The organism is Sphaerisporangium sp. NPDC051011 (genome assembly GCF_040653595.1).
GTDB lineage: Bacteria > Actinomycetota > Actinomycetes > Streptosporangiales > Streptosporangiaceae > Sphaerisporangium.
In genome coordinates, this window is sequence record NZ_JBFAGG010000007.1 from 244,420 (window position 1) to 268,984 (window position 24,565).

Sequence of the window (24,565 nt, forward strand, 5' to 3'; positions counted from 1 at the left end):
CGGCTCACCCGAGATGACGCGGGCCGGTGCCCTGGCCCGCGTCACCTTCCGGGCTTCCGGCCGGGATCGGCGCGTCCTCGTTTCCGGCACGCTTCGGCAGTCTGATGACCGCGAGGGCGCTCACGGAGGCCGACACGATCCATAGGACGACCGACAGGCGGACCGCCACCGAGAAGTCCTGCAACCGTCCGTCGCTCCACGCGTAGAACGGCGCCATCATGGCGTGATAGGAGAAGAACGTACAGGCCGTCCCGATCGCCCACAGTCGTAGAGATGACCTGTCGACACTGCTCAGCAGCATGCCGACCGCACCGATGGCCGCCACCATCACCCCGAGGAGTGCGGCGGGCGGATCGAAGTTGACCGGCCAGTTCGTCGCCCAGCAGCACATCAGGATCCCTGTCCACAGCGCTATAGCACTCACCGTGAAGCCGACGATCCGCATAGCGCAGATGAGCGTCATCAGTCCCGCCGCGAGGGCCGCGAGCAGCGCCGTCACAGGGACGGACCGGTCGAATCTCCCCGGCGCCGTCAGGGGCATCGCCGCCGAGGGGGCGAACCCCACCTCCGCCCAGCCCATTCGGCGCCAGACGCCCGTGGTGTCCCGCAGGACGATCCCGTCCGCGCCGTTGGCGACCACCACGACATGCCCGCCGCCGAGCTTGCCGGTCGCGATCCCCAGCGACTCGATGATCTCGGTCTCCTCGGGACGCTTGGCCACGTGAGCCCTCGCCAGCCGGTCCTGGTCGCCGGGAGAGATCTCCCACGCCGTCACCCAGCGGCCGTCGCGGGACTCCTCGACCTTGAGCCTGCCGGGCACGATCCGGTAACAGCGGTCCGGTGGGCCGGGCACACAGGACGACGTCCTCGGAACGCGGGGCACGGGGACCTGCCAGGCCGACCAGGTTCTTCCGGCATCGTTGGAGGCGAAGCCCGTGACAGGGGAGCGCTGCGTTCCCCCCACGGTCGCCACGATGATCGTGCCGTCGAGCACGTCGGCCGCGTAAGCGCTGTACGGCTTCGAATACTCCACGGCACCGGTCGCCGTCACGGCCAGCACGACGAGAGGGATCACGACCACGGCCCGTGCCCGCCGCGCGGCGTGCGGGCCGGGATGGGTGAAGATCCACCAGGCGAAGTACAGGGCGGGCAGCGCGACGAGGTCGGTGGGGTCGGCCAGGATCTGTGAGGGGCCCCAGACGAGGGTCCAGGCCTGCGAGGCGAGCGCGGCGCCGACCGCGGTGGTCTTGACCAGCGTGAACGCCGCACCGGTGACCACGATGGCCGTCCGGGGAAGGCGGACGAGCAGGTTGAGCAGGGGCGGGGCGACGATCAGCCCCGCGACGTCGCTCAGTTTGCCGGTCACCAGGCCCGGCCAGAGCGACTTGAACAGATGGTCATTGGCCAGCAGGACGAGCGCGGTGACGACGGTGAGAGGGTGACCGATCCAGGCGAGGGCCGAATTCCTCATACCGGCGGAGATGAACGGGGATCACACTTTGTTCGCGCGCATCTACATTCGTGATGAATCCGCCGCGTGGCGCTTACGGGCCGCACCGCGTTCACGGGCCGCACTGCCGGAAGGGACTCCGGACGTCGCCGCCCCTCGCGTCGTCCATCGCGCCACCGCCGTACTTTCCGCAGGGCGGGATGCGCGCCGGGCATGCGATGGTGCCGGGGCTCCGGCGCTCGAGCCTGGCACGGCGAACATGGCATGGACCGGCGGGGAGGCGCGATAGTCCGGGCATGGCAAAACGCCGCGTCCTCGGAGGGCGCGGCGTTTGTGCGGTTGGACTACTTGGCGGTAGCGAGAGCGGCGGCGCGCTTGGCGATGGCCGACTTGCGGTTGGCCGCCTGGTTCTTGTGGATGACGCCCTTGCTGACGGCCTTGTCGAGCTGGCGCGAGGCGGCGCGCATGAGCGCGGTGGCCTCTTCCACGTTGCCCTGGTCGGCGGCCTCGCGGAACTTACGGACCGCCGTCTTCAGGGTCGACTTGACGGCCTTGTTGCGCAGCCGGGCCTTCTCGTTCTGCCGGTTGCGCTTGATCTGGGACTTGATGTTCGCCACGAAGAAGCCTCGGTGAATGTCGGTCGGATGGTGGGCGCGCGGGCAGAGAGGGCGCGCCACACGCAGAGGAACAGGCTACCAACATGCCGGGTGCGCCCTCAAATCAACGACCTGAAGGACCACGGCACACGCCTGCGCCATTATCTTAACCCCAGCGACGAGCTTGTCGCTCTTGATGGCCGGTAAACTGGGGAGGAAGCGCGGTCCGTACGAGCACGCCGTCGGGGCGAGGTCGCCCACGTGGTGTGCGTCCGCGCTGCTCTGCTGTCCGGGGTGACGCTCCCAGGGTGAACCACCTGGGCGTGTCGCGACGGACATCGGCTGGTCCGCCAGCCGCCTGATCATCGTCAACCCTGCCGAAACGGACACCGGTGCGCACCCAGCCTGGCCAGACCGACCCCGCGTTGATCCGCAACTTCTGCATCATCGCGCACATCGACCACGGCAAGTCCACGCTTGCCGATCGGATGTTGCAGCTCACCGGTGTGGTCGACGCCCGGCAGATGCGCGCGCAGTACCTCGACCGCATGGACATCGAGCGTGAGCGCGGCATCACCATCAAGTCCCAGGCCGTGCGGCTGCCCTGGGACGGCCACGTCCTCAACATGATCGACACGCCCGGCCACGTCGACTTCACCTACGAGGTCTCCCGGTCGCTGGAGGCGTGCGAGGGGGCCGTCCTGCTGGTGGACGCGGCGCAGGGCATCGAGGCGCAGACCCTGGCGAACCTGTACCTCGCCATGAACGCCGACCTGACCGTCATCCCGGTGCTCAACAAGATCGACCTGCCCGCCGCCCAGCCGGACAAGTACGCCGAGGAGCTCGCCCACCTGATCGGCTGCGAGCCCTCCGACGTGCTGCGCGTGTCAGGCAAGACCGGTGAGGGCGTCGGCGCCCTGCTCGACCAGGTCGTCCAGCAGATCCCGGCCCCCGTGGGCAACGCCGACGCCCCCGCGCGGGCGCTGATCTTCGACTCGGTCTACGACACCTACCGTGGCGTGGTCACCTACGTCCGCGTGGTGGACGGGCAGCTCTCCAAGCGCGAGCGCACGATCATGATGTCCACCGGCGCCGCGCACGAGACGCTGGAGATCGGCGTCATCTCGCCCGAGCCGGTGCCGTCCCCCTCGCTCGGCGTCGGCGAGGTGGGTTACCTGATCACCGGCGTGAAGGACGTCCGCCAGGCCCGCGTCGGCGACACCGTCACCTCCGTCGTGCGCCCCGCCGACGAGGCCCTCGGCGGCTACGAGCACCCCAAGCCGATGGTGTACTCCGGCCTGTATCCGATCGACGGCGACGACTACACCGAGCTGCGCGAGGCCCTGGACAAGCTGCGCCTCAACGACGCGGCCCTCGTGTACGAGCCGGAGACCTCGGCGGCGCTCGGCTTCGGCTTCCGCTGTGGCTTCCTCGGCCTGCTGCACATGGAGATCGTCCGCGAGCGGCTGGAGCGCGAGTTCAACCTGTCGCTCATCTCCACCGCGCCCAACGTCATCTACCGGGTCGTCATGGAGGACGGCAAGGAGCTCATCGTCACCAACCCCTCCGAGTTCCCGGCCGGCAAGATCGCCGAGATCCACGAGCCGGTGGTGAAGGCGACGCTGCTCTCGCCGTCCGACCACATCGGCGCGATCATGGAGCTGTGCCAGGGCCGGCGCGGCTCGCTGCTCGGCATGGACTACCTCTCGGAGGACCGGGTCGAGATCCGCTACACCCTGCCCCTCGCTGAGATCATCTTCGACTTCTTCGACCAGCTCAAGTCGCGCACCCGCGGGTACGCCTCGCTGGACTACGAGCCCGCGGGCGAGCAGGAGGCCGACCTGGTCAAGGTCGACATCCTGCTCCAGGGCGAGGCCGTGGACGCGTTCAGCGCGATCGTCCACCGCGAGAAGGCGTACGCCTACGGCGTCGAGATGGCCAAGAAGCTCAAGGAGCTGATCCCGCGGCAGCAGTTCGAGGTGCCGATCCAGGCGGCCATCGGCGCGCGGGTCATCGCCCGCGAGAACATCCGCGCCATGCGCAAGGACGTCCTCGCCAAGTGCTACGGCGGTGACATCAGCCGTAAGCGCAAGCTGCTGGAGAAGCAGAAGGAAGGCAAGAAGCGCATGAAGATGGTGGGACGGGTGGAGGTTCCGCAGGAAGCCTTCGTCGCCGCCCTGTCCACCGAGAATCCCAGCGCCGACAAGCCCGCCAAGAAGTAGCCGTGCCTACGGCCGCTCTCTCCGTTCGCGGGGCGTGAGGACCATCATCGGTACTAGAAACTGGACATATGCCATCCGTGGTTCTTGACGGTGATCCCGTTCCCGCTTCAGGGGAACTGCCCGCGAGCGCTCTTGAGGGGCTCGGGGCGCGGGCGTTCGGGTTCTACGTGCATGTGCCGTTCTGTGCCACGCGGTGTGGGTACTGCGACTTCAACACCTACACCGCCGCCGAGCTCGGCCCCGGCGCCTCGCGTGCCGACTACGCGCGTACGGCGATCGAGGAGGTACGGCTGGCGCGCCGCGTGCTCGGGGACGTCGAGCTGCCCGTCCAGACCGTCTTCTTCGGCGGGGGCACGCCCACCCTGCTGGCGGCCGGCGACCTGGTGAGCGTCCTGCGCGCCGTGGAATCCGAGTTCGGGCTGGCCCCGGGCGCCGAGGTCACCACCGAGGCCAACCCCGAGTCCGTCGACCCGGCCTCCCTCGAACGGCTGCGCGCCGGGGGTTTCACCCGCGTCAGCTTCGGCATGCAAAGCGCCAGCGAGCACGTCCTGGCCGTCCTGGACCGCCGCCACACCCCCGGCCGCCCCGCCGAGGCCGTACGAGAGGCCCGCGCGGCCGGGTTCGGCCACGTCAACCTGGACCTGATCTACAGCACGCCGGGGGAGACCGACGACGACTGGCGTGCCTCGCTGGCGGCGGCGATCGACGCGGGCCCCGACCACGTGTCGGCCTACTCGCTCATCGTCGAGGACGGCACCCGCCTGGCCGCGCGGATCCGCCGGGGCGAGCTTCCCATGCCGGACGACGACGTGGCCGCCGACCGCTACCTCATCGCCGACGCCATGCTGGCCGATGCCGGGTTCTCCTGGTACGAGGTCTCGAACTGGGCGGCCTCCGAGGACGCCCGCTGCCGCCACAACCTGCTGTACTGGACCGGCGGCGACTGGTGGGGCGTCGGGCCCGGCGCGCACGGCCACGTCGGCGGCACCCGCTGGTGGAACGTCAAGCATCCCGCCGCGTACGCCGCGCGCCTGGCCGAGGGCGCCTCGCCCGCCCACGCGCGCGAGGTGCTGACCGCGGAGGACCGGCACGTCGAGCGGCTGATGCTGGAGCTGCGACTCGACACGGGCTTCCCGCTGGCCGAGATCAGCCCGGAGGCCCGCCCGGCCGTGGCCCGCGCCCTGGCCGACGGCCTGCTCGACCCCGGCCCGTTCCGGGCGGGCCGGGCCGTGCTCACCCTCAGGGGACGCCTGCTGGCCGACGCGCTGATCCGCGACCTGACCTGACCAGCGCCGATCCGCGACCTGACCTGGTCACGGGCCGGACGGGCCTGGCCGGGGGTCAGCTGACGAAACGGATGTTCAGGGCGTAGCGGAAGTTGGACCCACGGTTGGCGGCGACCGCGCCCACGATCGTCATGATGAGCGAGCCGATCCACAGCAGCGGCATCAGCAGGAACCCGATCATCACGATGACCAGCACCGCGCACACGACGTAAGCGATGATCAGCGTGAGCTGGAAGTTCAGCGCCTCGGCGGCCTGGTCGCGCACGTACGGGGACTCGTCCTTCTTGACCAAGTAGAGCACCAGCGGGCCGATGAACGAGGTGAACAGGCCCAGCAGGTGGGCGAGCATCGCCATGGTGGTGTCGTCGGATCCCGGACGGGGGCCGAAGCGCCCGCGCACGTGCACCGGGGCGGGGTAGCCCGGCTGCGCGTAGCCGTAACCGGGATTGTGGCCGACGCCGTAGCCGGGCTGCCCGTAGCCGGCTTGACCGTAGTCGGCTTGCCCGTATCCGGGCGCCTGGCCGGGGTGCCCGTAACCGGGGCCGTATCCGCTTCCGTAGCCGGGCTGCGCGTACTGCTGATGGCCGTACGCCGGTCCGTATCCGGGGTCCCCGTATCCGGACGGCCCCTGCCCGGGCTGCCCGTGGCCCGGACCGTAACCCGCGTCCCTGTACCCCTGCTGCCCGTACCCGGGTTGCCCCTGGCCCTGCTGCCCGTACCCCGATTGCCCGTGGTCCGGCTGCCCGTACGAGGCCTGCCCGTAGGAGCCCTGACCGTATGAGCTCTGCCCGTATCCGTCCTGGCCCGCGGAGCCGGGGGCCGCGTCCTGCGGGCGGCCGTACTGGTCGTACGCCCCGTACTGTTGCTGCTGTCCGTGCTGGCCCTGCTGCCCGTACTGGCCGTATTGACCGGACTGCTGCAGTCCCTGCCCCTGGTCGCCGGGAGACCCCGGAGATCCCGGAGCGCCGGGAGCGCCGTAGGGACGGTCGTACGGAGACTCGGTCATGGGAGCTCCTCGGTGGTCACGAAGTCGATGAGTTCCTCGACGCGCCCGAGGAGCTCGGGTTCGAGGTCGGTGTAACTGTGAACGGAGCCGAGGATGCGCCGCCACGCCTCCGACGGCTCCACGCGCCAGCCGAGGGCGTCGATCACGCCCTCCTTCCACGGGACGCCGCGCGGCACCGACGGCCAGGCCGGGATGCCCACGGCCGACGGCTTCACCGCCTGCCAGACGTCCACGAAGGGGTGCCCGACGACGAGCACGTTCGGCGAGGTCACCTGTGCGGCGATGCGGCTCTCTTTGGACCCGGCCACCAGGTGGTCGACCAGCACGCCGAGCCGCCGGCCCGGGCCGGGCCCGAACTCGTCCACGATCGCGGGCAGGTCGTCGACGCCCTCCAGGTACTCGACGACGACCCCTTCCACGCGCAGGTCGTGGCCCCAGATCTTCTCGACGAGGGCCGCGTCGTGGACGCCCTCGACGTAGATGCGGCTCTCTTTGGCGACCCGCGCCCTCAGCCCGGCCACGGCGATCGACCCGGACGCGCTGCGCGTTGGGCCCTTCGCGGCGGCGGGGGCCGGGCGCACCAGCGTGACCGTCTTGCCCTCCAGCAGGAAGGCGGCCGGGGCGAGCGGGAACACCCGGCGCCGCCCGAAGCGGTCCTCCAGCGTCACGGCCTCCTTGTCACAGGCCACCACCGCGCCGCAGAAACCCTCGTCGGCGTCCTCGACCACGAGCCCGGGGTCGGCGGGGATCTGAGGGATCTTCCCGCGCAGGGGCCTGCGCCAGTCTCCGGCGAGCACGTCGCGTCCGTAGTCCCGCATACCTGGGCACGCTAGCAAAGTTCACGCGCCGTACGGCGTCCCCTGCGACCACGCGCCGCCGGGGGAGGCCGCCGCGAGACGCCTGCGCGCCCCTCGCCGCCGCACGATCACCACGATCGTGACGACGAACGCGAGCAGGAAGCCCGCGGTCGGGATGAGGAAGGCCGCCGCCGCGCCCCCGGCGACCGTGCCGACGGCCGCGGTGAGGGTCTTGCCGACGCCGAAGACGACCTGGCCGCCCTCCGACCGGCAGCTGATCTCGTACGTTCCCGCCGCCGGGACGGCGATGTCGAACATGCCCTCCCACGTGCGCCCGTTGACGGTGACGGTCTGGTGGAGGCTCACGTTGGTGAGCTTCACCGGGTTCCCGGCGGAGTCCTGGGCGAGGCAGGTCACGTTGGCCGGCCCGGACGAGGATGCGTACAGGATGGGCTTGTCGGCGGGGTCGAGCGGGGCGGAGACCTTGCCGCCGCTCGGGAAGACGTGCGTCGGCGCGGCCTGGTCGATGGTCTTGGTAACCGTGCCGAAGCCGATGACGATGCCCGCGACGAGGCTCGCGATCGCGACCAGCCAGGCGGCCAGGATCCAGCGGCGGCGCGGGCGGATGTCCGCGGCCGGGGGCCTGTACGCCGGACCGCCCGGCGGTGTGCCCTGGCGGGGACCGCCCGGGTGGGGGCCGTACCCGGGACCGGGTGGTGGCGCGCCGAGGCCGGGACCACCGGGCGGAGGGCCGTACGCGGGTCCGCCGGGGGGAGGTCCGTACCCGGGGCCGTTCCGCGGCGGGCCGCCGTACCCGGGTCCGCCGTGCCCGGGTGCGCCCGGAGGGGGGCTTCCCGGTGGCGGGACGTACCCGCCGGGCGGAGGGCCAGGGGGTGGCCCCGGTCGCTCTGGGGTGCCCTGGCGCGGGATCCAGGGGTTCGGCTCGCTCGGACGGGGGTCGTTCTGGCTCATGATCCCAGTGTGGACGAAGGCGCTTGTCATCAGATAGCAAGTGGCTTGTCGCTGACCGGGTGAGGTCGTGCCTCCGAGTTATCGCACGCCGACGACATGAGCCGTACACTTGGCACTCAGGAACACAGAGTGCCAGCAGACCCCCCTTCGCGGGGGCACACTCGCGAGGCAGGAGGTGAGCACGTTGCTCGATGACCGTAAGCTGGCGGTCCTGCGCGCCGTTGTCGAGGACTACGTGTCCACCAACGAGCCGGTCGGGTCGAAGGCGTTGGCCGAGCGCCACAATCTGGGCGTCTCCCCGGCCACCGTCCGCAACGACATGGCCGTGCTCGAAGAGCAGGGGTACATCGCGCAGCCGCACACCAGCGCGGGCCGCGTGCCGACCGACAAGGGCTACCGGCTGTTCGTCGACCGGCTGTCCCAGATCAAACCGCTGTCGGCCGCCGAGCGGCGGGCGATCGAGACGTTCCTCGCGGGCGCCGTCGACCTGGACGACGTCGTGACCCGCACGGTGCGCCTGCTGGCCCAGCTCACGCGCCAGGTCGCCGTGGTGCAATATCCCTCGCTCACGCGCTCGACGGTCCGCCACGTCGAGCTGGTGCCGCTCGCCGAGCGGCGCATCATGCTGGTCCTGATCACCAATACCGGCCGGGTGGAGCAGAGGGTCGTCGAGCTACCCGAGATCGTGGCCGACGACCAGGTCGCGCACCTGCGGGCGCTTCTCAACGCCTCGCTGGACGGGTGCGGGCTCGGCCGCGTGCCGGAGACGATCGCCGATCTTCCTGATCGCCTTCCCGAGGAAGACCGACCGGTGGCGGCCACTATCCTGTCGGTGTTGCTGGAGACTCTGGTCGACCGCCACGACGAGAAGGTCATCTTCGCCGGGGCCGCCAACCTCGCGGGCGACTTCAGTGTCGGCCTGCGTGAGGTGCTGGAGGCCCTGGAGGAGCAGGTCGTGCTCATGCGCCTGCTCGGCGAGGCGGGGGACCACTCCGCGCTGATGGTGCGCATCGGCTCGGAGAACCCGTACTCAGGTCTTCACGGCACCTCGATCGTCGCCGCCGGTTACGGTTCGGGCGACAACGAACTGGCTCGGCTCGGAGTGCTGGGCCCGACGCGAATGGACTACCCCGTGACAATGGGAGCGGTGCGCGCGGTGGCGCGCTATGTCGGCCAGATCCTGGCGGGGTCCTAGGTGGCCCGCGACTATTACGGCATCCTCGGGGTCCGCCGTGACGCCAGCCAGGACGAGATCAAGAAGGCCTATCGCCGGCTCGCCCGCGAGCTGCACCCGGACATAAACCCCGACCCTGAGACGCAGGAGCGGTTCAAAGAGATCAACCAGGCGTACGAGGTCCTGTCGGACCCGAACAAGCGCCAGATGTTCGATCTCGGGGCCGATCCGATCGGCGCGGGCGCGGGCGCCGGGGCCGGGGCCGCCGGGTTCGGCGCGGGCTTCCCGTTCAGCGACATCATGGACGCGTTCTTCGGTGGCGCGGGCGGCTCGCGGGGCCCCCGGTCCCGGGCCAGGCGCGGGCGCAACGCGACGATCCGCGTTGAGCTCGACCTCGCGGAGTCCGCGTTCGGCACCACGCGCGAGCTGGTGGTCGACACCGCCGTGCTGTGCACCGTCTGCCAGGGCTCGGGCGCCGCGCCGGGCACCCACCCGGACACCTGCGACATGTGCCACGGCCGCGGCGAGGTCTCGCAGGTCACGCGGTCGTTCCTCGGCCAGGTCATGACCGCCCGGCCGTGCCCGCAGTGCGGCGGCTTCGGCTCGATCATCCAGCACCCCTGCCAGGAGTGCTCCGGCGACGGGCGCGTGCGCACCCGCCGTACGATCAAGGTCCGCATCCCGGCCGGCGTCGAGGACGGCACGCACATCCAGCTCGCCGGCGAGGGCGAGGTCGGCCCCGGCGGAGGCCCTCCGGGCGATCTTTTCTTGGAGATCGTCGAGCGCCCCCACGAGATCTTCGAGCGCCACGGCGACGACCTGCACTGCACGGTGGAGATCCCGATGACGGCGGCGGCCCTCGGCACCATCCTCACGGTCGAGACGCTGGACGGCGCCGAAGAGATCGACGTGCGGCCCGGCACGCAGTCCGGGCAGGTCATCCCCCTGTACAGCCGGGGCGTCCAGCATCTCAACGAGACCGGCAGGGGAGACCTGCTGATCCATGTGAACGTCGAGACCCCCACCCGCCTCGACCCCGCGCAGGAGGAACTGCTCCGCGAGCTGTCCAAGCTGCGCGGCGAGGAACGTCCCCCGGGCAAGTTCGCCCCGGGGCAGCAGGGCTTCTTCTCCCGGCTGAGGGACGCGTTCAACGGTCGCTGACAGTCGCTGACAGTCGCTGACAACGGGCGGCCTCCGCCGCGCGCGGAGGCCGCGCGAGCGGTTCGCCAAGGCCGGGGTGCCTGGCTAAGGTTTGCGGGTGAGCGTCCCTGTCTTCCTCTCCGACGATCTCTCCGGTGACCTCTCGGGCGATGTCGAGCAGATCACGCTGGCCGGCCCCGAGGGGCGGCACGCCGCGGCCGTGCGCCGGTTGCGCGCCGGGGAGCGCGTCGACCTCACCGACGGCAGGGGAGCGGTGGCCGAGTGCGTCGTGCGCGATGTCACCGGCAAAGATTCGCTGAGGCTGGACGTGCTGGCGCGGCGTGTCGTCCCGCCGCCCGAGCCCCGCCTGGTCGTCGTGCAGGGCCTGCCCAAGGGCGACCGTGGCGAGCTGGCGGTCGAGATGATGACCGAGGCCGGGGTGGACGTGATCGTGCCCTGGGCCGCCGCGCGCTGCGTGACGCAGTGGAAGGGCGAGCGCGCGGGCAAGGCGCTGGCCCGCTGGAGGTCCACGGCCAGGGAGGCCGGCAAGCAGGCCAGGCGCTTCCACCTGCCGGAGGTCACCGAGCAGGCCACCACCGCCGACGTCGCGCGGCTGCTCAAGGAGGCCGCGGCCGCGGCCGTGCTGCACGAGGAGGCCGCCCTGCCCCTGGCGGGCCTCGATCTGCCGGCGACCGGGGACATCGTGACGGTCGTCGGCCCCGAGGGCGGTATCACCGACGAGGAGGTCGGCCTGTTCCGGGACGCGGGCGCCACCCCGGCGCTGCTTGGCCCGACCGTCCTGCGCACCTCGACGGCGGGAGTGGCCGCCGCCGCGGTCCTGCTGTCCCGCACCGGCCGCTGGTAGGCCGCGCCCGTCTGGACGTTCCGGCCCGGCAAGAGCCCCAGAACGCCCCAGAAGACCGAGAGAAGCCTCCGGAAAGCGGCGATAACCCCCGGAAAGCCCCGCGCCTCCATGTGAGCCCCGGGAGGGCCGTGCAGAGGCGCGCGGGGTTTCTGCTCAGCTCGCCGCGCCCTGGGTGGGCGGCGTCTCGCTGGAGGAGCCCTCCGTGGTCGACTGCGGTGTGGCGGTCGGCGGAGCGGCGGTCGTCGTCGGAGTCGGCGTGCACTGCTGGCAGCCGTCCGAGGGCACGGTGGCCGTCGGTGTGGGTTGCGGCTTGGGAGGCGTGGGGGACGGCGTGGGCGTGGGCGTGGGTTTCTGCGACGGCCTCGGCTTGGTGGTCTCGTCCGGCACGGAACCGGTCGGGGACGCCGACGGATCGCAGGGGTCGCCGAGCTCCGCCGCTACCGGCTGGGAGGGGCTCGAGACCGGCGACGCGCACTCGTGGCCCGGGGTCGGCATCGGCGTCTGCTTCCCCGTGGGCGGCAGCGTCGCCGAGGTCGTCGTCCCCGGTACGGCGCCCTGGGAGCCGCCGGGGGACGTCCGGGCCGGCAGCCCCGGCCGCCGGGTGCTCGAGTCGTCGGGCGGCGCGGTGGGGTTGTCCACCTGAACGACGGAATGCTGCTCAGGGGTGAACTGCGCGCGCAGGTTGGGCACGACCATCACCACGGTGGCGGCCACCAGGACCGCGCCGAGAGCGGACGCTCCTGCCCGCCACCAAAAGACACCTCGCAGGCCTCGCATGCCGCCTTGCTCGATGCGGGTGCGAATGATCTCCAGTCCTTCTGCGGACGGGACGACAGACTCCGCCTCCGCGCGCAAGACACGGCGCAGGAACTCGCCGGACTCGTCGGGGGCCTCGGTCATGACAATTGCTCCAGTACAGTGCGTAGTGCGGCCATTCCGCGGGCTGTGTGGCTTTTCACCGCACCCTTGCTGATGCCCATGGCATGAGCGATCTCCGCCTCCGAGAGGTCGCCGTAGTAACGCAGCACTAAGGCTTCACGCTGCCTGGTCGGCAGCCCGCGCAGTGCCTCGATCACGGCGGTCCGCTCGAGCGCGCCGATGGCGCCGTTCTCCGCGCTCGGCGCGTCGGGCATGCCCTTGGGGGCGTACTTCTCCACGACGGCACGATGGCGCAGGACGGAGCGCGATCGGTTGACGACCGACTGGCGCAGGTAGGCGAGTGCCTTGTCGGGGTCGCGCAGGCGACGCCACGCCCCATGAAGGGCGACGAAGGCGTCCTGCACGACTTCCTCCGCGGTCGCGGTATCGCGTACCAACAGCACGGCGAGACGCACGAGCGACCGATAGTGGGCGCTGTAAAGCGCCGTAACGGCCATGTCGGCGTCCCACCCGACGGGCACCGCCCCCAGCGACCTTTCGGCCACGAGGGTCTCGGTGGTCACATCAGTTGGACGCACGGCCTTCCCAGAGGGTTTACTCTCTGCCGGTTCTTTAGGGGGCATGACCCAGGTTTGTCCTCGCCGGTGGCCTGGCCGACACTGAACGCTGTCTGCCGCTGAAGTGTCGCACACCAACCCTAGCCGGGAGGATCTTTTGACGGGGCCACCTCGGTATTACCGATTGGCAACAGAGGTGACTACCATTCCGGCGTGACAGACTGCCTGTTCTGCAAGATCGTGAGCGGGGACATCCCGGCCACGATCGTCTACCAGACCGACCGCACGGTGGCCTTCAGGGACGTGAACCCGCAGGCCCCGACCCATGTGCTCGTGATCCCCAAAGGTCACTACGAGAACGCGGCGGCCCTCGCGGCGGCGGACGACGGGCTCGCCGACGAGGTCCTGCAGGCGGCCCACGCGGTCGCGGTCCAGGAGGGCGTCGCCGAGGACGGCTACCGCCTGGTCTTCAACACCGGCCCCCAGGCCGGCCAGACGGTCTTCCATGTGCACGGGCACGTGCTGGGAGGCCGGTCCATGCACTGGCCTCCGGGCTGATCGGCGCAGGTGGGGCGGGGCGCGCACCGGTCCTGCGGGAAGGGCGCGTCCCGGATAGCATGGGTGTCGTCAGCGGCGCGATCGGGCCGGGTACGAGACGGCATCACGGGCATCCGGGCGCGGCGGGGACACATTTTCGACTTCGACCCGCGACACAAGTACATCCAGACCGGGAGGCGAGCAGGCCGTAAGGGCCGCCCATGTCCGAGTCACACGAAAACCGCAGCGCCATCCGTAACGGCGCACAGACCAGCGAACCGCCGCGAACCAAAGGCCCGTCCCGTACGCAGGCCAAAGTGGTGATCCCGGACGAGCACTCCATGGTGACCATCCTCGGCTCGCGCGACGAGCTGCTGCGGGTCATCGAAGGCGCCTTCCGCGCGGACGTCCACGTCCGCGGCAACGAGATCACCATCAGCGGCAGCCCCGAAGAGAGCGGCCTCGTAGTGCGGCTCTTCGAAGAGATGGTCGAGCTCGTCCGGTCGGGAGCCCAGCTCACCACCGACGCGGTCGAGCGCAGCATCGCCATGCTGCGCATGAGCTCGGGCCGTCCCGCCGACGTGCTCTCCCTCGACATCCTGTCCTCGCGCGGGCGCACGATCCGCCCGAAGACGGTGAACCAGAAGCGCTATGTCGACGCGATCGACAAGCACACGATCGTCTTCGGCATCGGCCCCGCGGGCACCGGCAAGACCTACCTGGCGATGGCCAAGGCCGTGAAGGCCCTGCAGGCCAAGGAGGTCAACCGCATCATCCTGACCCGGCCGGCGGTCGAGGCGGGCGAGCGGCTCGGCTTCCTGCCCGGCACGCTGTACGAGAAGATCGACCCCTACCTGCGCCCGCTCTACGACGCCCTGCACGACATGCTCGACCCGGACTCGATCCCGCGCCTGATGGCAGCGGGGACGATCGAGGTGGCCCCGCTGGCCTATATGCGCGGCCGCACGCTGAACGACGCCTTCATCATCCTGGACGAGGCGCAGAACACCTCGCCCGAGCAGATGAAGATGTTCCTCACGCGCCTGGGCTTCGGAGCGAAGATCGTCGTCACCGGCGACGTCACGCAGATCGACCTTCCGGGCGGGACGCAAAGCGGTCTTAAGGTCGTCCAGGATATCCTGGAAGGCATTCCGGACATTCATTTCAGCAGGCTGACGAGCGCGGACGTCGTCCGGCACAAGCTGGTGAGCGACATCATCGACGCCTACAGCCGTCACGATCTCGCGAACGCCGAGCCGCTCGCCATCAAGGGCGGCAAACGCCCACGGGAGAGATAGAACACGATGAGTATCGAGGTGGCCAACGAGTCGGGCGTCGAGGTCGACGAGTCCTCGCTCGCCAAGCTGGCCGGTCATGTGCTCGGGCGCATGGGCATCCACCCCCTGGCCGAGCTTTCCATCCTCATCGTGGACGAGGCGGCGATGTCCCAGCTCCACGAGAAGTGGATGGGCGAGCCCGGCCCGACGGACGTGCTCGCCTTCCCGATGGACGAGCTGCGGCCGAGCCCCGGCGGCTCCCGCCAGGAGGGCGACGCCCAGCTCGACCCCGCGCTCCTCGGCGACGTGGTGCTGTGCCCGCAGGTCGCGGCCAGGCAGGCCACGGAGGCCGGCCACAGCACCCGCGAGGAGCTCGAGCTCCTCTGCACCCACGGCATCCTGCACCTCCTCGGCTACGACCACGCCGAGCCGGAGGAGCACGCGGAGATGTTCGGTCTCCAAGGCGAGTTGCTCGAAGCGTGGCGGGGGGTGCGGCGGGAGCCGTGAGTTCCCCCAGCGGGTGGCTACTGTCGGCCGCCCTTCTGATCTTCATCGGTGGCCTGATGGCCAGCGCGGAGACGGCCTTGGCGCGCATCTCGCGGGTGCGCGCCGAGGAGTTCGCGCGCAAGGGCCGGCGCGGCGCGCAGCGCCTGCAGGCGATCGTCGCCGACCCGCCCCGCTACCTCAACCTCCTGCTCCTGCTCAGGCTGAGCTGCGAGCTGATCGCCACGGTGATCGCCACGCTGCTGTTCATCGACTGGCTCGGCGACAAGGGCCAGGCCTACGCGGTGGCGGCCGGCGTCATGATCGTGATCAGCTACGTCATCGTCGGTGTCTCGCCGCGCACCCTCGGCCGCCAGCACGCCGAGCCCATCGCGCTGGCCAGCGCTCCCATCGTGTACGGCCTGACGCGCATCTTCGGGCCGCTTCCCAAGCTGCTGATCCTGCTCGGCAACGCGCTGACGCCGGGCAGGGGCTTCCGCGACGGCCCGTTCACCTCCGAGGCCGAGCTGCGCGACCTGGTGGACCTGGCCGAGGAACGCCGGGTCATCGAGCCCGACGAGCGGCAGATGATCCACTCGGTGTTCGAGCTGGGCGACACGCTGGTCCGCGAGGTGATGGTCCCGCGCACCGACATGGTGTTCATCGAGCGGGGCAAGACCCTGTCGCAGGCGCTGTCGCTGGCCCTGCGCAGCGGCTTCTCCCGTATCCCGGTGGTCGGCGAGAACGAGGACGACGTGGTGGGCATCGCCTACCTCAAGGACATCGTGCGCCGCGTCCACGAGGCCAACGGCGCCGGCGCCACCGAGAGGGAGAAGGTCGGCTCGCTCATGCGCCCGGCCACGTACGTGCCGGAGAGCAAGCCGATCGACGAGCTGATGCGCGAGATGCAGGCGCGGCAGATCCACCTCGCGATCGTCATCGACGAGTACGGCGGCACGGCCGGGCTGGTCACGATCGAGGACGTCCTGGAGGAGATCGTCGGCGAGATCGCCGACGAGTACGACCAGGAGGCGCCGCGCGTGGAATGGCTCGACGACGGCGGCGCCCGGGTGACCGCCCGGCTCTCCGTCGACGAGCTGGGCGAGCTGTTCGACGTCGAGCTGGACGTCGAGGACGTCGACACGGTCGGCGGCCTGCTGGCGCACGCCCTCGGCCGCGTCCCCATCGCCGGCTCCCGGGCCACCGTGGACGGGCTCAGCCTGACCGCCGAGAGCACCGCCGGCCGCCGCAACCGCATCAGCACGGTCGTCGTCCACCGCGTCCCCTCGAAGGAGGAACTCGCGGAGGCGCCCGAGAACGTCTCCGAGACCTCCGGCACCTAACCCCCCGCCCTTCGCGATCACCAACGACACCCGCCGCGCGTTCGCACGGCGGGTGTCGTGGTTGTCGCGAGTTGCCGTCCGCTATGGGTGTTTGTGGGGATATTAGGGATATATGGCAAGCGTTCTTTAAGTGAGTTGCAAGCGGGCGCTGCCATCGTTGTCTCAGGCGCTCACCGGCTCGGGGCGTCGGTAAGGGGAGGGCCGGTTCGCCGGGGAGGGGTTCGCGGCGGATCGGTTAGAGCCGGGGGGATGCGTGACGGGCCCTGGTCGGTGGGGGACCGGCCGGGGCGCGCCACGCTAAAAGGGTGCCTCACCCTCGCTGGGCGGGTGAGGCACCCTTTTGGCTTCGTGTCACTCTGCCGGTCTTGTTGAACTCTGTGCCGGCCTTGTCCGAACTCTGTGGGCGACGCCGGCTCTGCCGCACTTCGCCGTTGTCTCACTCCGCGTCCGACGACCTCGCGCGGTCGCGGTGCCGCACTTCGCTCGCTCGTTCAGCCGGGGACGGTCAGGCGATCACTCCGGGGGCGACGGGGCCGTCGCCGCCCCAGACGCTCTCGTCCTCGGTCAGCCACGTGGAACGCTCGCGTTCCTGGGTGCCGTCGGCGCCGCCGCCGCCCATCGGCATGAACGGCATGCCGCCCATGGGCCCGGCCGCCGGGGCGCGACCGGCCAGGGCCTGGCCCGCGGCTCCGAGCCCGCCCGCGCCTCCGTACGACGTCCCGCCGCCGAGACTCGCGCCGGGCCCGGTTCCGAGCGGGCCGGCGCCGAACGGTCCCGTGCCCAGCGGCCCGGTGTAGCCCGAGGTCGGGACGTTCATCCCTGGCGGCGTGGTGAGGCCGTTCGGGCCCCCGGTGGGGTTGCCGAGGCCCGGGGGCGTGTTGAGCTGGGTCGTGCCGGGCGGCATGGTGTTCGTGCCCGGAGGCTGGACGCCCGCCAGGCCGGTGCCCCGCGGGTCGCCCGGGTCGAGCCCGGGAGGCTGCCCGGTGTTCGTTCCCGACCCGGGCGGAAGACCGCTGCCGGGAACGTCCGTCCCGCCGGTGCCCGTCCCCGTCCCCGGCGGCAGGCCGGAACCGCCGCCGGGCGCCTGGCCGGTCCCACCCGGTCCTGTCCCGCCCGGCCCGGTGCCGGGGTCCGAGGAGCCTGGAATGCCCGATCCGCCCGGGTAGGAGATCGAGCCGTTCTTCCCGCCGCCCGGGTAATTCCCGCCGTATGACGAGCTGGAGCCGTCGTACCCCGTCCCGCTGTACGGCGAGCCGGAGTAGGGATCGCCCTTCGGGTAGTTGACCGTGTCGATCGGCGGCGTGACGGGCGGCCCCGGCGCGGGCAGGACGGTCGTCACGTCCATCGGTAGCCCGTTGTAGACCGTCGTGATCTGCTTGTTCAGCTCTTCGAGGTGCTTGCGGGCCTTGTCGTTGTCGGTCTCGGTCTCGCCCGCGAGCCACCCGGAGATCATGGTGACCGGCGAGATCGACTTCACGTTCTCCGGGATGTCGTCGTCGAAGTGGAAGTGGCCGCTGTCGGGCAGGTTCGCCTTGGCCTTGCGCAGCTCGTCGGCGTAGAGGTTGTGGGCCGCGCCGATCTGCCGCGCGCGCTCCGAGAGCTCACGGGCGGACGCGTGCAGCAGCTGCAGCGCCTCTTGGGCCTGCTTGGACGACTGGTCCTTCCAGTCCCCGGCCATCGAGCCGGCGACAGACGCGAGAGTGTCGACGGTGTCGTCCAGCACCTCGGCCGCCCGGATGTAGGCGTCGCCTGCCGTGGAGATCCCGTCGGGATCGGTGTTCTCCAGCTTCTTGCGCACGCTCTCGACACCGCCGTAGGTGCCGGAGTCCCCGCGCGGCGACGTTGTTCCGGCCTTGACCGGCTGGATGTCGCTGATTCGCTCCATGTCGACCTATCGCCTCGCTGTCGATCGCGTCGCCCGGCCGTCGGTCACGGCCGGCGGCTCACACGTCGGTCGTGCTCGCCTGCTCGGCCTTGCCGATGTTGGCGAAGGCCGCCTTGGTGGCCTCCACCGCGGCCTCGTACTGCAGGATCAGCTTGTCGTAGCTGGTCATGATCGCCGAGTGCCCTTTGCCGAAGACGGCGGCGAGCTGCTGCGCCGCGTCCCATTCCCCGACGTGCTGGGCCGTCACCTGCCCGTACGTCTTGAGGTGCACGGGCGTACCGGCGATGTGGCCCTTGAGCTTCTGGACGTCGTCCTCCAGCGCCTTGATCAGGTTCTTCACCTGGGGGTGGTGGACGTCGACCCCGTCCTTGACGTCCAGCCCGGGCCATTTGGGATCGATCTCGAACCCGTTGTAGACGAAGCCGCTCTCTCCGTGCATCGTTGCCCCCTTGGGTTCGGCGACCGCCCCCGCGCGGGGCGGTCCTAGGCTGCCAGTGCGGCCGGTGGCCGCCTCACTTGCCGTCGAACATGGCGACGTTGGCCTTCTCGGCCAGCGCGAAGTTCTCGTGGCCCTGCTCGATCACGGCGCCGAGCTGCTGGAGGAGGGCGGCCATGCGTCCCGAGGCGGCGTCCCACTGCCCCCGCGCCTGCCAGTACGCGGCGCGCGCGTCGCCCTCCCACTCGCCGAGCAGGCGGTCGAGGTCGCCCTCGAGCTGCTGGAGGGTCCCCTCCATGGCCTGCCACTGGCGGGCGAAGTCCTGGCGCCCGGTGGTCATGGTCCCGAAGTTGACGAGCGTACGGTCGACGTCGTTGTTGATGCCAGCCATGATGATCTCCGTTCGTGGAGGACCGGTTCAGGTCAGAGGTTCCGCCCGACGTCGCGGAGGTCTCGGACGTCTCAGAGGTCTCAGATGTTGATGTTGGCGGTGAGCCGGTGGGCGGCCGCGGCCCCCGCGTCTTCCGTCACGCGGTACTTGGCCTCCGTCGCGTGGAGCTTCCTGGCCAGCTCCTGCAGTTCGCGCAGCACGACGCCGAGCTCGGTGTTCCACTGGTTGTACACGGTCTCGAACGCCATGCCGGACTGGCCGCCCCAGCCCGCGCGCAGGTCCGCCACGTGGCCCTGGAGCTGTGACTGGATGCTGCCGATGAGCGTGTGCGCCGCCTCGGTCTTCTTGGCGGACTCGACGATCTGCGGGAGATTCGCTGCGGTCTGCGGGGCCACGGTTACCTCCATGGAGTACGGCCTGGCCATGCTCGCGGCGGCCCGCAATGCGGCATTCGCATCGTCGTGCCCCCGCGATGCTGATCGATTGAAACATTAGGATCAATCACCACACAGTGGTCATGAGGCGCATTGCGAGTCAGTAACGGTTTTCCGTACGCGTGTCTCGCAACCGTCCCGTTTGTGTACGCCCGTCAGGGCTTCACCGCGTCCACCTGCGTGATCGGCACCGGCGTCCGCGCGGCGGCGGGATCGAGGACCGGGCCCTCCGCGATCAGGTGCAGCAGGTGGGCCGGCAGCGGCGTGACCACGTCGGCGTCGTACCCGAGCTTCGGCAGCAGGTCGGCCGACGCCAGCGCGAACCTGCGCCCCTGGTCGGTGATCAGCGAGAAGTTCTGGACGGCGCCGAGCTGGCCCTCGCCGGGAAGCAGCCCCGCGAGCACCGCGCCGCCCGGGGGCAGCAGCACCTGGTCGAAGTGGTCCTGGTCGGAGCCCGCCGTCGGCGGCACCGGCATCCGCATGCGCCCGCCGATGGTCAGCCGCGCCCGCGTGGAGCCCTTCTGCGTGTCGGAGTAGACCGCGCACAGCGGCGCCGAGGGGTCCGGCGAACCGATCTTCGGCATCGTCGCGGGCAGACCCGGCCTCGCCAGCGACGTGCGGGAGGCGGCGAAGCCGTTGACGTGCGCGGCGTCGGTCTCGATCGCCTGCACGGTGCCGCCGCCGTAGGCGGCCTTGCTGGACGGGTCCTGCAACAGCAGCGTGGCCTGCGTCTCGGAGATCGGCGCCAGCCCGTCCGGCAGCAGCACGTACCAGCGGGACTCGCCGCCGGTGACCCCGCGCACCGTGTAGACCCGCCCCGCCGCCGACGGGCCGCCGTCCGGGCCTCGCGTCTTGCGCCCGAGGCCGGGGATCTTCGGCCCGCGGAAGTCGGGACCGATGGGAAGCGCGTTGAGCCAGCTCGCCGGCACCTGCCGGGGCTGCTCCGCCGTCAGGGCGCGCACCCCCGAGTCCGACACCCGCATGCGGCGGTCGGCGAGGATCACCCAGGCCTGCTGGCCGTCGTCGGCGATCATCGCATCACCCCCGAACGGCCTGCCGCCGACGTCCATGCCGCCCACCAGCGACACGTACGGCCTGCGGGTGCCGTTGGCCTCCGCGGCCTCGGCCACGCAGGCCGACCAGGGCCCGCGGACGAGCTTCTCACGCGCGGGCAGGGAGGCGGGCGCGCCCGGGATGCCCACCAGCGTCCCCCGCGCGAAGCCCGCCAGCGACGCCGACGACACCGTGCGGACCGTCACGTCCTGGCTGTCCAGCAGCAGGCGCGCCGAGGTGTAGTTGGCGACCGGGATGAGCTTGGCCTCCTGCGCGCTGTACACGTACGTCGCGCCCGTCTCCTCCTCGACGATCAGCGTCCCGGGCGCGGTGAGCGCGGTGGCGCCGCCCGGTCTCATCAGGCCCCAGATGCCGAACGCCGCCGTCACCAGGACCGCCAGCAGGACGCCGCAGAACATCGCCACGTTGTGCCGCCGCATCGGCGACTCGGGGACGTCGGGCTCGCCCTGGAGCAGCGCCATGCCGAGGCGCTGCATCATCAGCCGGTGCGCCTGGTAGAGATCACGACGGGTCTGCATGCCACCTCTGCCTTGCCTGGCGGATCACGGCCGCCAGCATAGAGCGGTTATGTACGCTCGGAAGTGCGCTGGGCTAGTCTGCACTTCCACCGATCAAGACCGGGCGGGCACGGAACGGGGGCGCTGTGAGCGGCGAACGCAGTATAGAAGCGCTGCTGAACGGGGACGATCCGACGCCGGCCGCCTCCGGCGCGTTCGACGCGACCGCCGCGGGCACCGTCACCGGCGGCCCGTACGCCGTGCCACTCGACACCGGCCAGGCCGGCCCCGGCGGTCCGGGGCTCCACGGGGGTCCCTTCTCACCCGGTGGCCCGACCGGCGGAGGTCCGCAGAGCCCGGCCGATGGGAATCCGGACGGCTCACTCGGCGGAGGGTTCGTCGTCCCGGTGGATCCGGGGAACCCGCTCGCGACGGGCGGTGACCCGGGCGTCCCGTTCGGCGCGGTCCCGCCCGGCGGGGACGGCGGGCCGCAGTTCCAGGTGACGGGGCCGACCTTCTCCGAGACGCGCGACCTGACGTACCCGGACGGGGGCGGCTCCGGGCCCGAGCCGATCGATCCGTTCGTCCCGCAGTGGTCGCAGGTGTGGCAGCCGCAGGGGTCGGACCCCGGCGATCCCGGACAGCCGTACGTACCGATCGGGGGCGAGCCGGGGCAGCCGTTCGTGCCGGTCGAGGGAGAGCCGGGTCAGCCCTACGTGCCGATCACGGGTGGTCCGGGGGAGCCGTTCGTGCCGGTCGGGGGTGAGCCGCGCGATCCGCAGATCCCCGACCCGAACGTGCCGAACCCCAACGTGCCCGACCCGAACATCCCCGGCGGGCCGGGCGTCCCCGACCCCAACCTCCCCGGGCAGCCCGACCCGACGATCCCGCCCATCCCCGACCCGAACCTTCCGGGTCAGACGGACCTCACGATCCCCCAGAGCCAGAATCCGAACGTGCCCGGCGCCCTCGACCCGATGGGCTCCGGCTCTGGCGGCGGCGGGGGTATGCCCTCCGTCCCCGACCTGTCCGGCGCGGGCGGCGGCATGCCGTCGGGCGGCGGGATGCCGTCAGGGGGCGGCGGAGGCGGCATTCCCGCCTTTCCGCAGGTTTCCGGACAAGTGCCCGGCCAGGTGCCGGGAAGCCCCAAGAACCCGGGCGAGACCCGCAAGGCAGACCCGGGCGCGCTGCGCAACCTGGGCAACACGATCGACACCAGCGCCGGCGCCAAGATGGACGGCTCCAAGCAGAAGACGAGCCAGATCCACGTCGGCTTCCCGGCCTTCGGCGTGATCGGGATCGGCCTCGCGGGCGCGCACGCCCAGGTCCGCGAGAGCGCCACCGGCTACCTCCAGCAGGGCCGCGACACGCTGACCCAGTGGAAGGACATGCTCCACACCTCGGCGAAGTACTGGACCCTGGCCGAGGAGGCCAGCTCCACCAAGGGGAAGTGACGACCACATGACGGAGACCCGTCCATGAGCTACGAGAACGGCACCACACTGCACACCATCGGGCTCGCCGGCATCGGCGCGTTCTCGGTGCTCAACCCCCGAGGGTGGCCGATCTTCCTCATGGCGGGCGCCTCGCTGTCCAACCCCGGCGGCATGGACAAGGCGGCCAAGGACTGGCACAGCGTCGCGTCCGACTTCGACGGCCTCGTCACCGAGCTGACGAACCTCACCAAGAGCGTGCCGGACGACAAGTGGACGGCCGAGGACCGCAAGGCGTTCGAGGACAGCGTGGCCGCCTTCAAGGCAGAGCTGAAGAAGAGCGGCGAGGTGCACGACGGCGTCGGGGACAGCATGCAGGGCATGGCCACGCTGTACTACGCGTTCGCCGTGGTCGTGTTCACCGTGGGCGGCATCCTGCTGGCGCTGATCGCCGCCGTGGCCGCCGCGTTGGCCACCGGCGTCGGCGCGGCTCCGGCCCAGGCCGCCGCCGGAGCCATCGCCACGGGGCTGCAGAAGGTCGTGGAGCTGGCGCAGAAGAAGAAGCTCCTCGCGCTCGGCGTCGCGTCCACGCTGATGTACCTGGCCTACCAGTGGAACCAGGGCAAGCAGAGCGACCTCCAGCAGAAGGGCATGAACGCCACCGGCGGCGGTCAGCCGATGTTCACGCAGGTCGCCACGCTGAACCTGACCACCGGCGACGGCGGCATCCCCGGGCTCCCGAACACGACCGTGCCCGGCTACCCGGGATACCCCGGCTATCCCGGGCTTCCGGGTCAGAAGTAGGCCCGCGCCAGCGGTCAGAGCGGTCAGAGCGGTCGGAGCGGTCAGAGCGGCAAGACCGGTCAGAGGTCGAGGCGGCGGCGGACGCGGTTCAGCTCGCCCATGACGTCGTCGAAGACGCGGTTGTAGGTCGCCTCGGCCTCCTTGGCGCCGGCGAGGGCGGCCTCGGGGTCGTTGAGGAGCCTCATGGGGTTGTCCTCCGCGCCGAAGACCTCCTCCATGACCTCGTTGGTGCGGGCGCTCAGGTCCTGGGCGGCCTGGCGGGTGACCGTCTTGATCAGCTCGGCGAGGTCGGTGGAGGCCAGGCGCATGGCGCGGGGGTTGAGCTCCAGTTCGCGCAGGCCGTCGGCGCCGTACTCGACCGTGACCAGCCGGTCCTTGTCCTGGGCGCGGCCGACGAGCTCGGGCAGGCGGCGCTGAAGCTCCTCCATGCGGGCGAACTGCTGCTGGGCTCCGCTGAGCAGCTTCTCCACATCGATGTTCGCGAAGTCGCCGAACTCGGTCATGTGATCTTCAGCCTCCCCTGGGCCGGGCCTGACATCGAGGACCCTATCGCCGCGCCGGCCGCCCCCGCCGTGCATGAACGGTGATCATCGACCGTATTTCCGATCATCTAGATAAAGGTGAACATACGTGACGTAACTCCTGGAGACCGTACGAATCCTGGTAAGAACGTCAGCGCGGGGACGTCGGAGCATGGAGGCGGCATGGGGCAGGAGCGGTACGTCACCTCGGCGGCGATCGAGAGCATCATCAAGGAGATCAACGAGGACGTGATCCCCGCCGTCAAGCAGTGGCGTGCCCTGGTCGACACCACCGTCGTCGGATTTCCCGGCTGGGGGGCGCTGGGCGAGGTCCTGATCGGCATGCGCTACCGGTACGTCCAGAACGACGTGCGCGAGAAGTTCGGCGAGGCGATCACGGTCCTGGAGACCTGGAACCGGCAGCTCGACACGGCCCGGGGCAACTGGCGGGCCGCCGAGGACGCCTCCACCACCGTCTACGTCTGACCGCGCGCACCGCCCGTCCA

Annotated in this window: 25 protein-coding genes; 12 read left to right on the forward strand and 13 right to left on the reverse strand. The window is 70.8% G+C overall.

The window, feature by feature from the left end:
• Positions 1 to 4 precede the first annotated feature (4 nt).
• Positions 5 to 1,471, reverse strand: a complete 1,467-nt coding sequence (locus AB0H21_RS18440; RefSeq protein ID WP_358517656.1) for a hypothetical protein — start codon at positions 1,469 to 1,471, stop codon at positions 5 to 7.
• Positions 1,472 to 1,794: 323 nt separating this feature from the next.
• Positions 1,795 to 2,067 (reverse strand): 30S ribosomal protein S20, encoded by a 273-nt coding sequence (gene rpsT / locus AB0H21_RS18445; RefSeq protein ID WP_358517657.1) that lies wholly within the window; start codon positions 2,065 to 2,067, stop codon positions 1,795 to 1,797.
• 371 nt (positions 2,068 to 2,438) lie between these two features.
• Between rpsT and lepA the strand changes: the two genes are divergently transcribed.
• Positions 2,439 to 4,268, forward strand: a complete 1,830-nt coding sequence (lepA, locus tag AB0H21_RS18450; RefSeq protein ID WP_358517659.1) for a translation elongation factor 4 — start codon at positions 2,439 to 2,441, stop codon at positions 4,266 to 4,268.
• A gap of 68 nt (positions 4,269 to 4,336) precedes the next feature.
• Positions 4,337 to 5,554 (forward strand): radical SAM family heme chaperone HemW, encoded by a 1,218-nt coding sequence (hemW, locus tag AB0H21_RS18455; RefSeq protein ID WP_358517661.1) that lies wholly within the window; start codon positions 4,337 to 4,339, stop codon positions 5,552 to 5,554.
• Between the two features lie 55 nt (positions 5,555 to 5,609).
• Here the strand turns inward: hemW and AB0H21_RS18460 are convergent, their stop codons facing one another.
• Genes AB0H21_RS18460 through AB0H21_RS18470 form a run of 3 tightly spaced genes read right to left on the reverse strand, consistent with a single transcriptional unit; the run spans position 5,610 to position 8,329 of the window.
• Complete coding sequence (locus AB0H21_RS18460) at positions 5,610 to 6,560, reverse strand: DUF4870 domain-containing protein (RefSeq protein WP_358517663.1); 951 nt, start codon at positions 6,558 to 6,560, stop codon at positions 5,610 to 5,612.
• On the reverse strand, positions 6,557 to 7,378 hold the full coding sequence (locus AB0H21_RS18465; protein WP_358517665.1) for a DUF3097 domain-containing protein: 822 nt from the start codon (positions 7,376 to 7,378) through the stop codon (positions 6,557 to 6,559). Before AB0H21_RS18465 ends, AB0H21_RS18460 begins: the two co-directional genes overlap by 4 nt.
• Before the next feature lie 21 nt (positions 7,379 to 7,399).
• Positions 7,400 to 8,329, reverse strand: coding sequence for a hypothetical protein (locus tag AB0H21_RS18470; protein ID WP_358517666.1), 930 nt, complete (start codon positions 8,327 to 8,329; stop codon positions 7,400 to 7,402).
• Between the two features lie 184 nt (positions 8,330 to 8,513).
• Between AB0H21_RS18470 and hrcA the strand changes: the two genes are divergently transcribed.
• The 3 genes from hrcA (at position 8,514) to AB0H21_RS18485 (ending at position 11,508) form a co-directional block, all read left to right on the forward strand.
• A complete protein-coding gene (hrcA, locus tag AB0H21_RS18475; RefSeq protein ID WP_358517668.1) occupies positions 8,514 to 9,524 on the forward strand; it encodes a heat-inducible transcriptional repressor HrcA in 1,011 nt (336 codons plus the stop codon).
• On the forward strand, positions 9,525 to 10,664 hold the full coding sequence (dnaJ, locus tag AB0H21_RS18480) for a molecular chaperone DnaJ (protein ID WP_358517670.1): 1,140 nt from the start codon (positions 9,525 to 9,527) through the stop codon (positions 10,662 to 10,664). It begins immediately after the preceding gene.
• A 97-nt stretch (positions 10,665 to 10,761) separates the two neighbouring features.
• Positions 10,762 to 11,508 carry a 16S rRNA (uracil(1498)-N(3))-methyltransferase gene (locus tag AB0H21_RS18485; protein WP_358517671.1) on the forward strand — a complete coding sequence of 249 codons (747 nt, stop codon included), beginning with the start codon at positions 10,762 to 10,764 and terminating at the stop codon, positions 11,506 to 11,508.
• A 153-nt stretch (positions 11,509 to 11,661) separates the two neighbouring features.
• Here the strand turns inward: AB0H21_RS18485 and AB0H21_RS18490 are convergent, their stop codons facing one another.
• Both AB0H21_RS18490 and AB0H21_RS18495 read right to left on the reverse strand, forming a co-directional pair.
• Complete coding sequence (locus AB0H21_RS18490; protein ID WP_358517673.1) at positions 11,662 to 12,408, reverse strand: hypothetical protein; 747 nt, start codon at positions 12,406 to 12,408, stop codon at positions 11,662 to 11,664.
• Entirely contained in the window at positions 12,405 to 12,884 is a 480-nt protein-coding gene (locus AB0H21_RS18495) for a SigE family RNA polymerase sigma factor (RefSeq protein WP_358518039.1), read from the reverse strand. The genes AB0H21_RS18490 and AB0H21_RS18495 overlap by 4 nt, the downstream gene beginning before the upstream one ends.
• 273 nt (positions 12,885 to 13,157) lie before the next feature.
• On the opposite strand from AB0H21_RS18495, the gene AB0H21_RS18500 reads away from it, so the two are divergent.
• From AB0H21_RS18500 to AB0H21_RS18515, 4 genes are all read left to right on the forward strand, one after another.
• Positions 13,158 to 13,502, forward strand: coding sequence for a histidine triad nucleotide-binding protein (locus tag AB0H21_RS18500; RefSeq protein WP_358517675.1), 345 nt, complete (start codon positions 13,158 to 13,160; stop codon positions 13,500 to 13,502).
• A gap of 320 nt (positions 13,503 to 13,822) precedes the next feature.
• Entirely contained in the window at positions 13,823 to 14,779 is a 957-nt protein-coding gene (locus AB0H21_RS18505; protein ID WP_358518041.1) for a PhoH family protein, read from the forward strand.
• Positions 14,780 to 14,785: 6 nt separating this feature from the next.
• A complete protein-coding gene (gene ybeY / locus AB0H21_RS18510) occupies positions 14,786 to 15,265 on the forward strand; it encodes an rRNA maturation RNase YbeY (RefSeq protein WP_358517676.1) in 480 nt (159 codons plus the stop codon).
• Positions 15,262 to 16,584: a hemolysin family protein gene (locus AB0H21_RS18515; protein WP_358517678.1), complete on the forward strand. Its 1,323-nt coding sequence runs from the start codon at positions 15,262 to 15,264 to the stop codon at positions 16,582 to 16,584. Before ybeY ends, AB0H21_RS18515 begins: the two co-directional genes overlap by 4 nt.
• Positions 16,585 to 17,089: 505 nt before the next feature.
• On the opposite strand, the gene AB0H21_RS18520 is transcribed toward AB0H21_RS18515, so the two are convergent.
• From AB0H21_RS18520 to eccB, 5 genes are all read right to left on the reverse strand, one after another.
• A complete protein-coding gene (locus AB0H21_RS18520) occupies positions 17,090 to 18,469 on the reverse strand; it encodes a WXG100 family type VII secretion target (protein WP_358517680.1) in 1,380 nt (459 codons plus the stop codon).
• A 58-nt stretch (positions 18,470 to 18,527) separates the two neighbouring features.
• On the reverse strand, positions 18,528 to 18,908 hold the full coding sequence (locus AB0H21_RS18525) for a hypothetical protein (protein WP_358517682.1): 381 nt from the start codon (positions 18,906 to 18,908) through the stop codon (positions 18,528 to 18,530).
• Between the two features lie 73 nt (positions 18,909 to 18,981).
• Positions 18,982 to 19,296, reverse strand: coding sequence for a WXG100 family type VII secretion target (locus tag AB0H21_RS18530; protein ID WP_358517684.1), 315 nt, complete (start codon positions 19,294 to 19,296; stop codon positions 18,982 to 18,984).
• A gap of 80 nt (positions 19,297 to 19,376) precedes the next feature.
• Complete coding sequence (locus tag AB0H21_RS18535) at positions 19,377 to 19,691, reverse strand: WXG100 family type VII secretion target (protein ID WP_358517686.1); 315 nt, start codon at positions 19,689 to 19,691, stop codon at positions 19,377 to 19,379.
• A 194-nt stretch (positions 19,692 to 19,885) separates the two neighbouring features.
• Complete coding sequence (gene eccB / locus AB0H21_RS18540; protein ID WP_358517687.1) at positions 19,886 to 21,322, reverse strand: type VII secretion protein EccB; 1,437 nt, start codon at positions 21,320 to 21,322, stop codon at positions 19,886 to 19,888.
• Positions 21,323 to 21,447: 125 nt separating this feature from the next.
• On the opposite strand from eccB, the gene AB0H21_RS18545 reads away from it, so the two are divergent.
• Both AB0H21_RS18545 and AB0H21_RS18550 read left to right on the forward strand, forming a co-directional pair.
• A complete protein-coding gene (locus AB0H21_RS18545; RefSeq protein ID WP_358517689.1) occupies positions 21,448 to 22,755 on the forward strand; it encodes a hypothetical protein in 1,308 nt (435 codons plus the stop codon).
• 24 nt (positions 22,756 to 22,779) lie between these two features.
• Positions 22,780 to 23,538, forward strand: coding sequence for a hypothetical protein (locus tag AB0H21_RS18550; protein WP_358517691.1), 759 nt, complete (start codon positions 22,780 to 22,782; stop codon positions 23,536 to 23,538).
• Positions 23,539 to 23,597: 59 nt separating this feature from the next.
• Here the strand turns inward: AB0H21_RS18550 and AB0H21_RS18555 are convergent, their stop codons facing one another.
• Positions 23,598 to 24,041: a YbaB/EbfC family nucleoid-associated protein gene (locus tag AB0H21_RS18555; protein ID WP_358517693.1), complete on the reverse strand. Its 444-nt coding sequence runs from the start codon at positions 24,039 to 24,041 to the stop codon at positions 23,598 to 23,600.
• A gap of 201 nt (positions 24,042 to 24,242) precedes the next feature.
• Between AB0H21_RS18555 and AB0H21_RS18560 the strand changes: the two genes are divergently transcribed.
• Positions 24,243 to 24,545 carry a hypothetical protein gene (locus AB0H21_RS18560; RefSeq protein WP_358517695.1) on the forward strand — a complete coding sequence of 101 codons (303 nt, stop codon included), beginning with the start codon at positions 24,243 to 24,245 and terminating at the stop codon, positions 24,543 to 24,545.
• Positions 24,546 to 24,565: the final 20 nt, after the last annotated feature.

Bases quoted from the DNA above. Each gene is read 5' to 3' on its own strand.
- AB0H21_RS18440 (WP_358517656.1), bottom strand. From the start codon at position 1,471: ATGAGGAATTCGGCCCTCGCCTGGATCGGTCACCCTCTCACCGTCGTC.
- hemW (WP_358517661.1), top strand. From the start codon at position 4,337: ATGCCATCCGTGGTTCTTGACGGTGATCCCGTTCCCGCTTCAGGGGAA.
- AB0H21_RS18460 (WP_358517663.1), bottom strand. From the start codon at position 6,560: ATGACCGAGTCTCCGTACGACCGTCCCTACGGCGCTCCCGGCGCTCCG.
- AB0H21_RS18465 (WP_358517665.1), bottom strand. From the start codon at position 7,378: ATGCGGGACTACGGACGCGACGTGCTCGCCGGAGACTGGCGCAGGCCC.
- AB0H21_RS18470 (WP_358517666.1), bottom strand. From the start codon at position 8,329: ATGAGCCAGAACGACCCCCGTCCGAGCGAGCCGAACCCCTGGATCCCG.
- AB0H21_RS18490 (WP_358517673.1), bottom strand. From the start codon at position 12,408: ATGACCGAGGCCCCCGACGAGTCCGGCGAGTTCCTGCGCCGTGTCTTG.
- AB0H21_RS18495 (WP_358518039.1), bottom strand. From the start codon at position 12,884: ATGGCCGTTACGGCGCTTTACAGCGCCCACTATCGGTCGCTCGTGCGT.
- AB0H21_RS18505 (WP_358518041.1), top strand. From the start codon at position 13,823: ATGGTGACCATCCTCGGCTCGCGCGACGAGCTGCTGCGGGTCATCGAA.
- ybeY (WP_358517676.1), top strand. From the start codon at position 14,786: ATGAGTATCGAGGTGGCCAACGAGTCGGGCGTCGAGGTCGACGAGTCC.
- AB0H21_RS18520 (WP_358517680.1), bottom strand. From the start codon at position 18,469: ATGGAGCGAATCAGCGACATCCAGCCGGTCAAGGCCGGAACAACGTCG.
- AB0H21_RS18525 (WP_358517682.1), bottom strand. From the start codon at position 18,908: ATGCACGGAGAGAGCGGCTTCGTCTACAACGGGTTCGAGATCGATCCC.
- AB0H21_RS18530 (WP_358517684.1), bottom strand. From the start codon at position 19,296: ATGGCTGGCATCAACAACGACGTCGACCGTACGCTCGTCAACTTCGGG.
- eccB (WP_358517687.1), bottom strand. From the start codon at position 21,322: ATGCAGACCCGTCGTGATCTCTACCAGGCGCACCGGCTGATGATGCAG.
- AB0H21_RS18550 (WP_358517691.1), top strand. From the start codon at position 22,780: ATGAGCTACGAGAACGGCACCACACTGCACACCATCGGGCTCGCCGGC.
- AB0H21_RS18555 (WP_358517693.1), bottom strand. From the start codon at position 24,041: ATGACCGAGTTCGGCGACTTCGCGAACATCGATGTGGAGAAGCTGCTC.
- AB0H21_RS18560 (WP_358517695.1), top strand. From the start codon at position 24,243: ATGGGGCAGGAGCGGTACGTCACCTCGGCGGCGATCGAGAGCATCATC.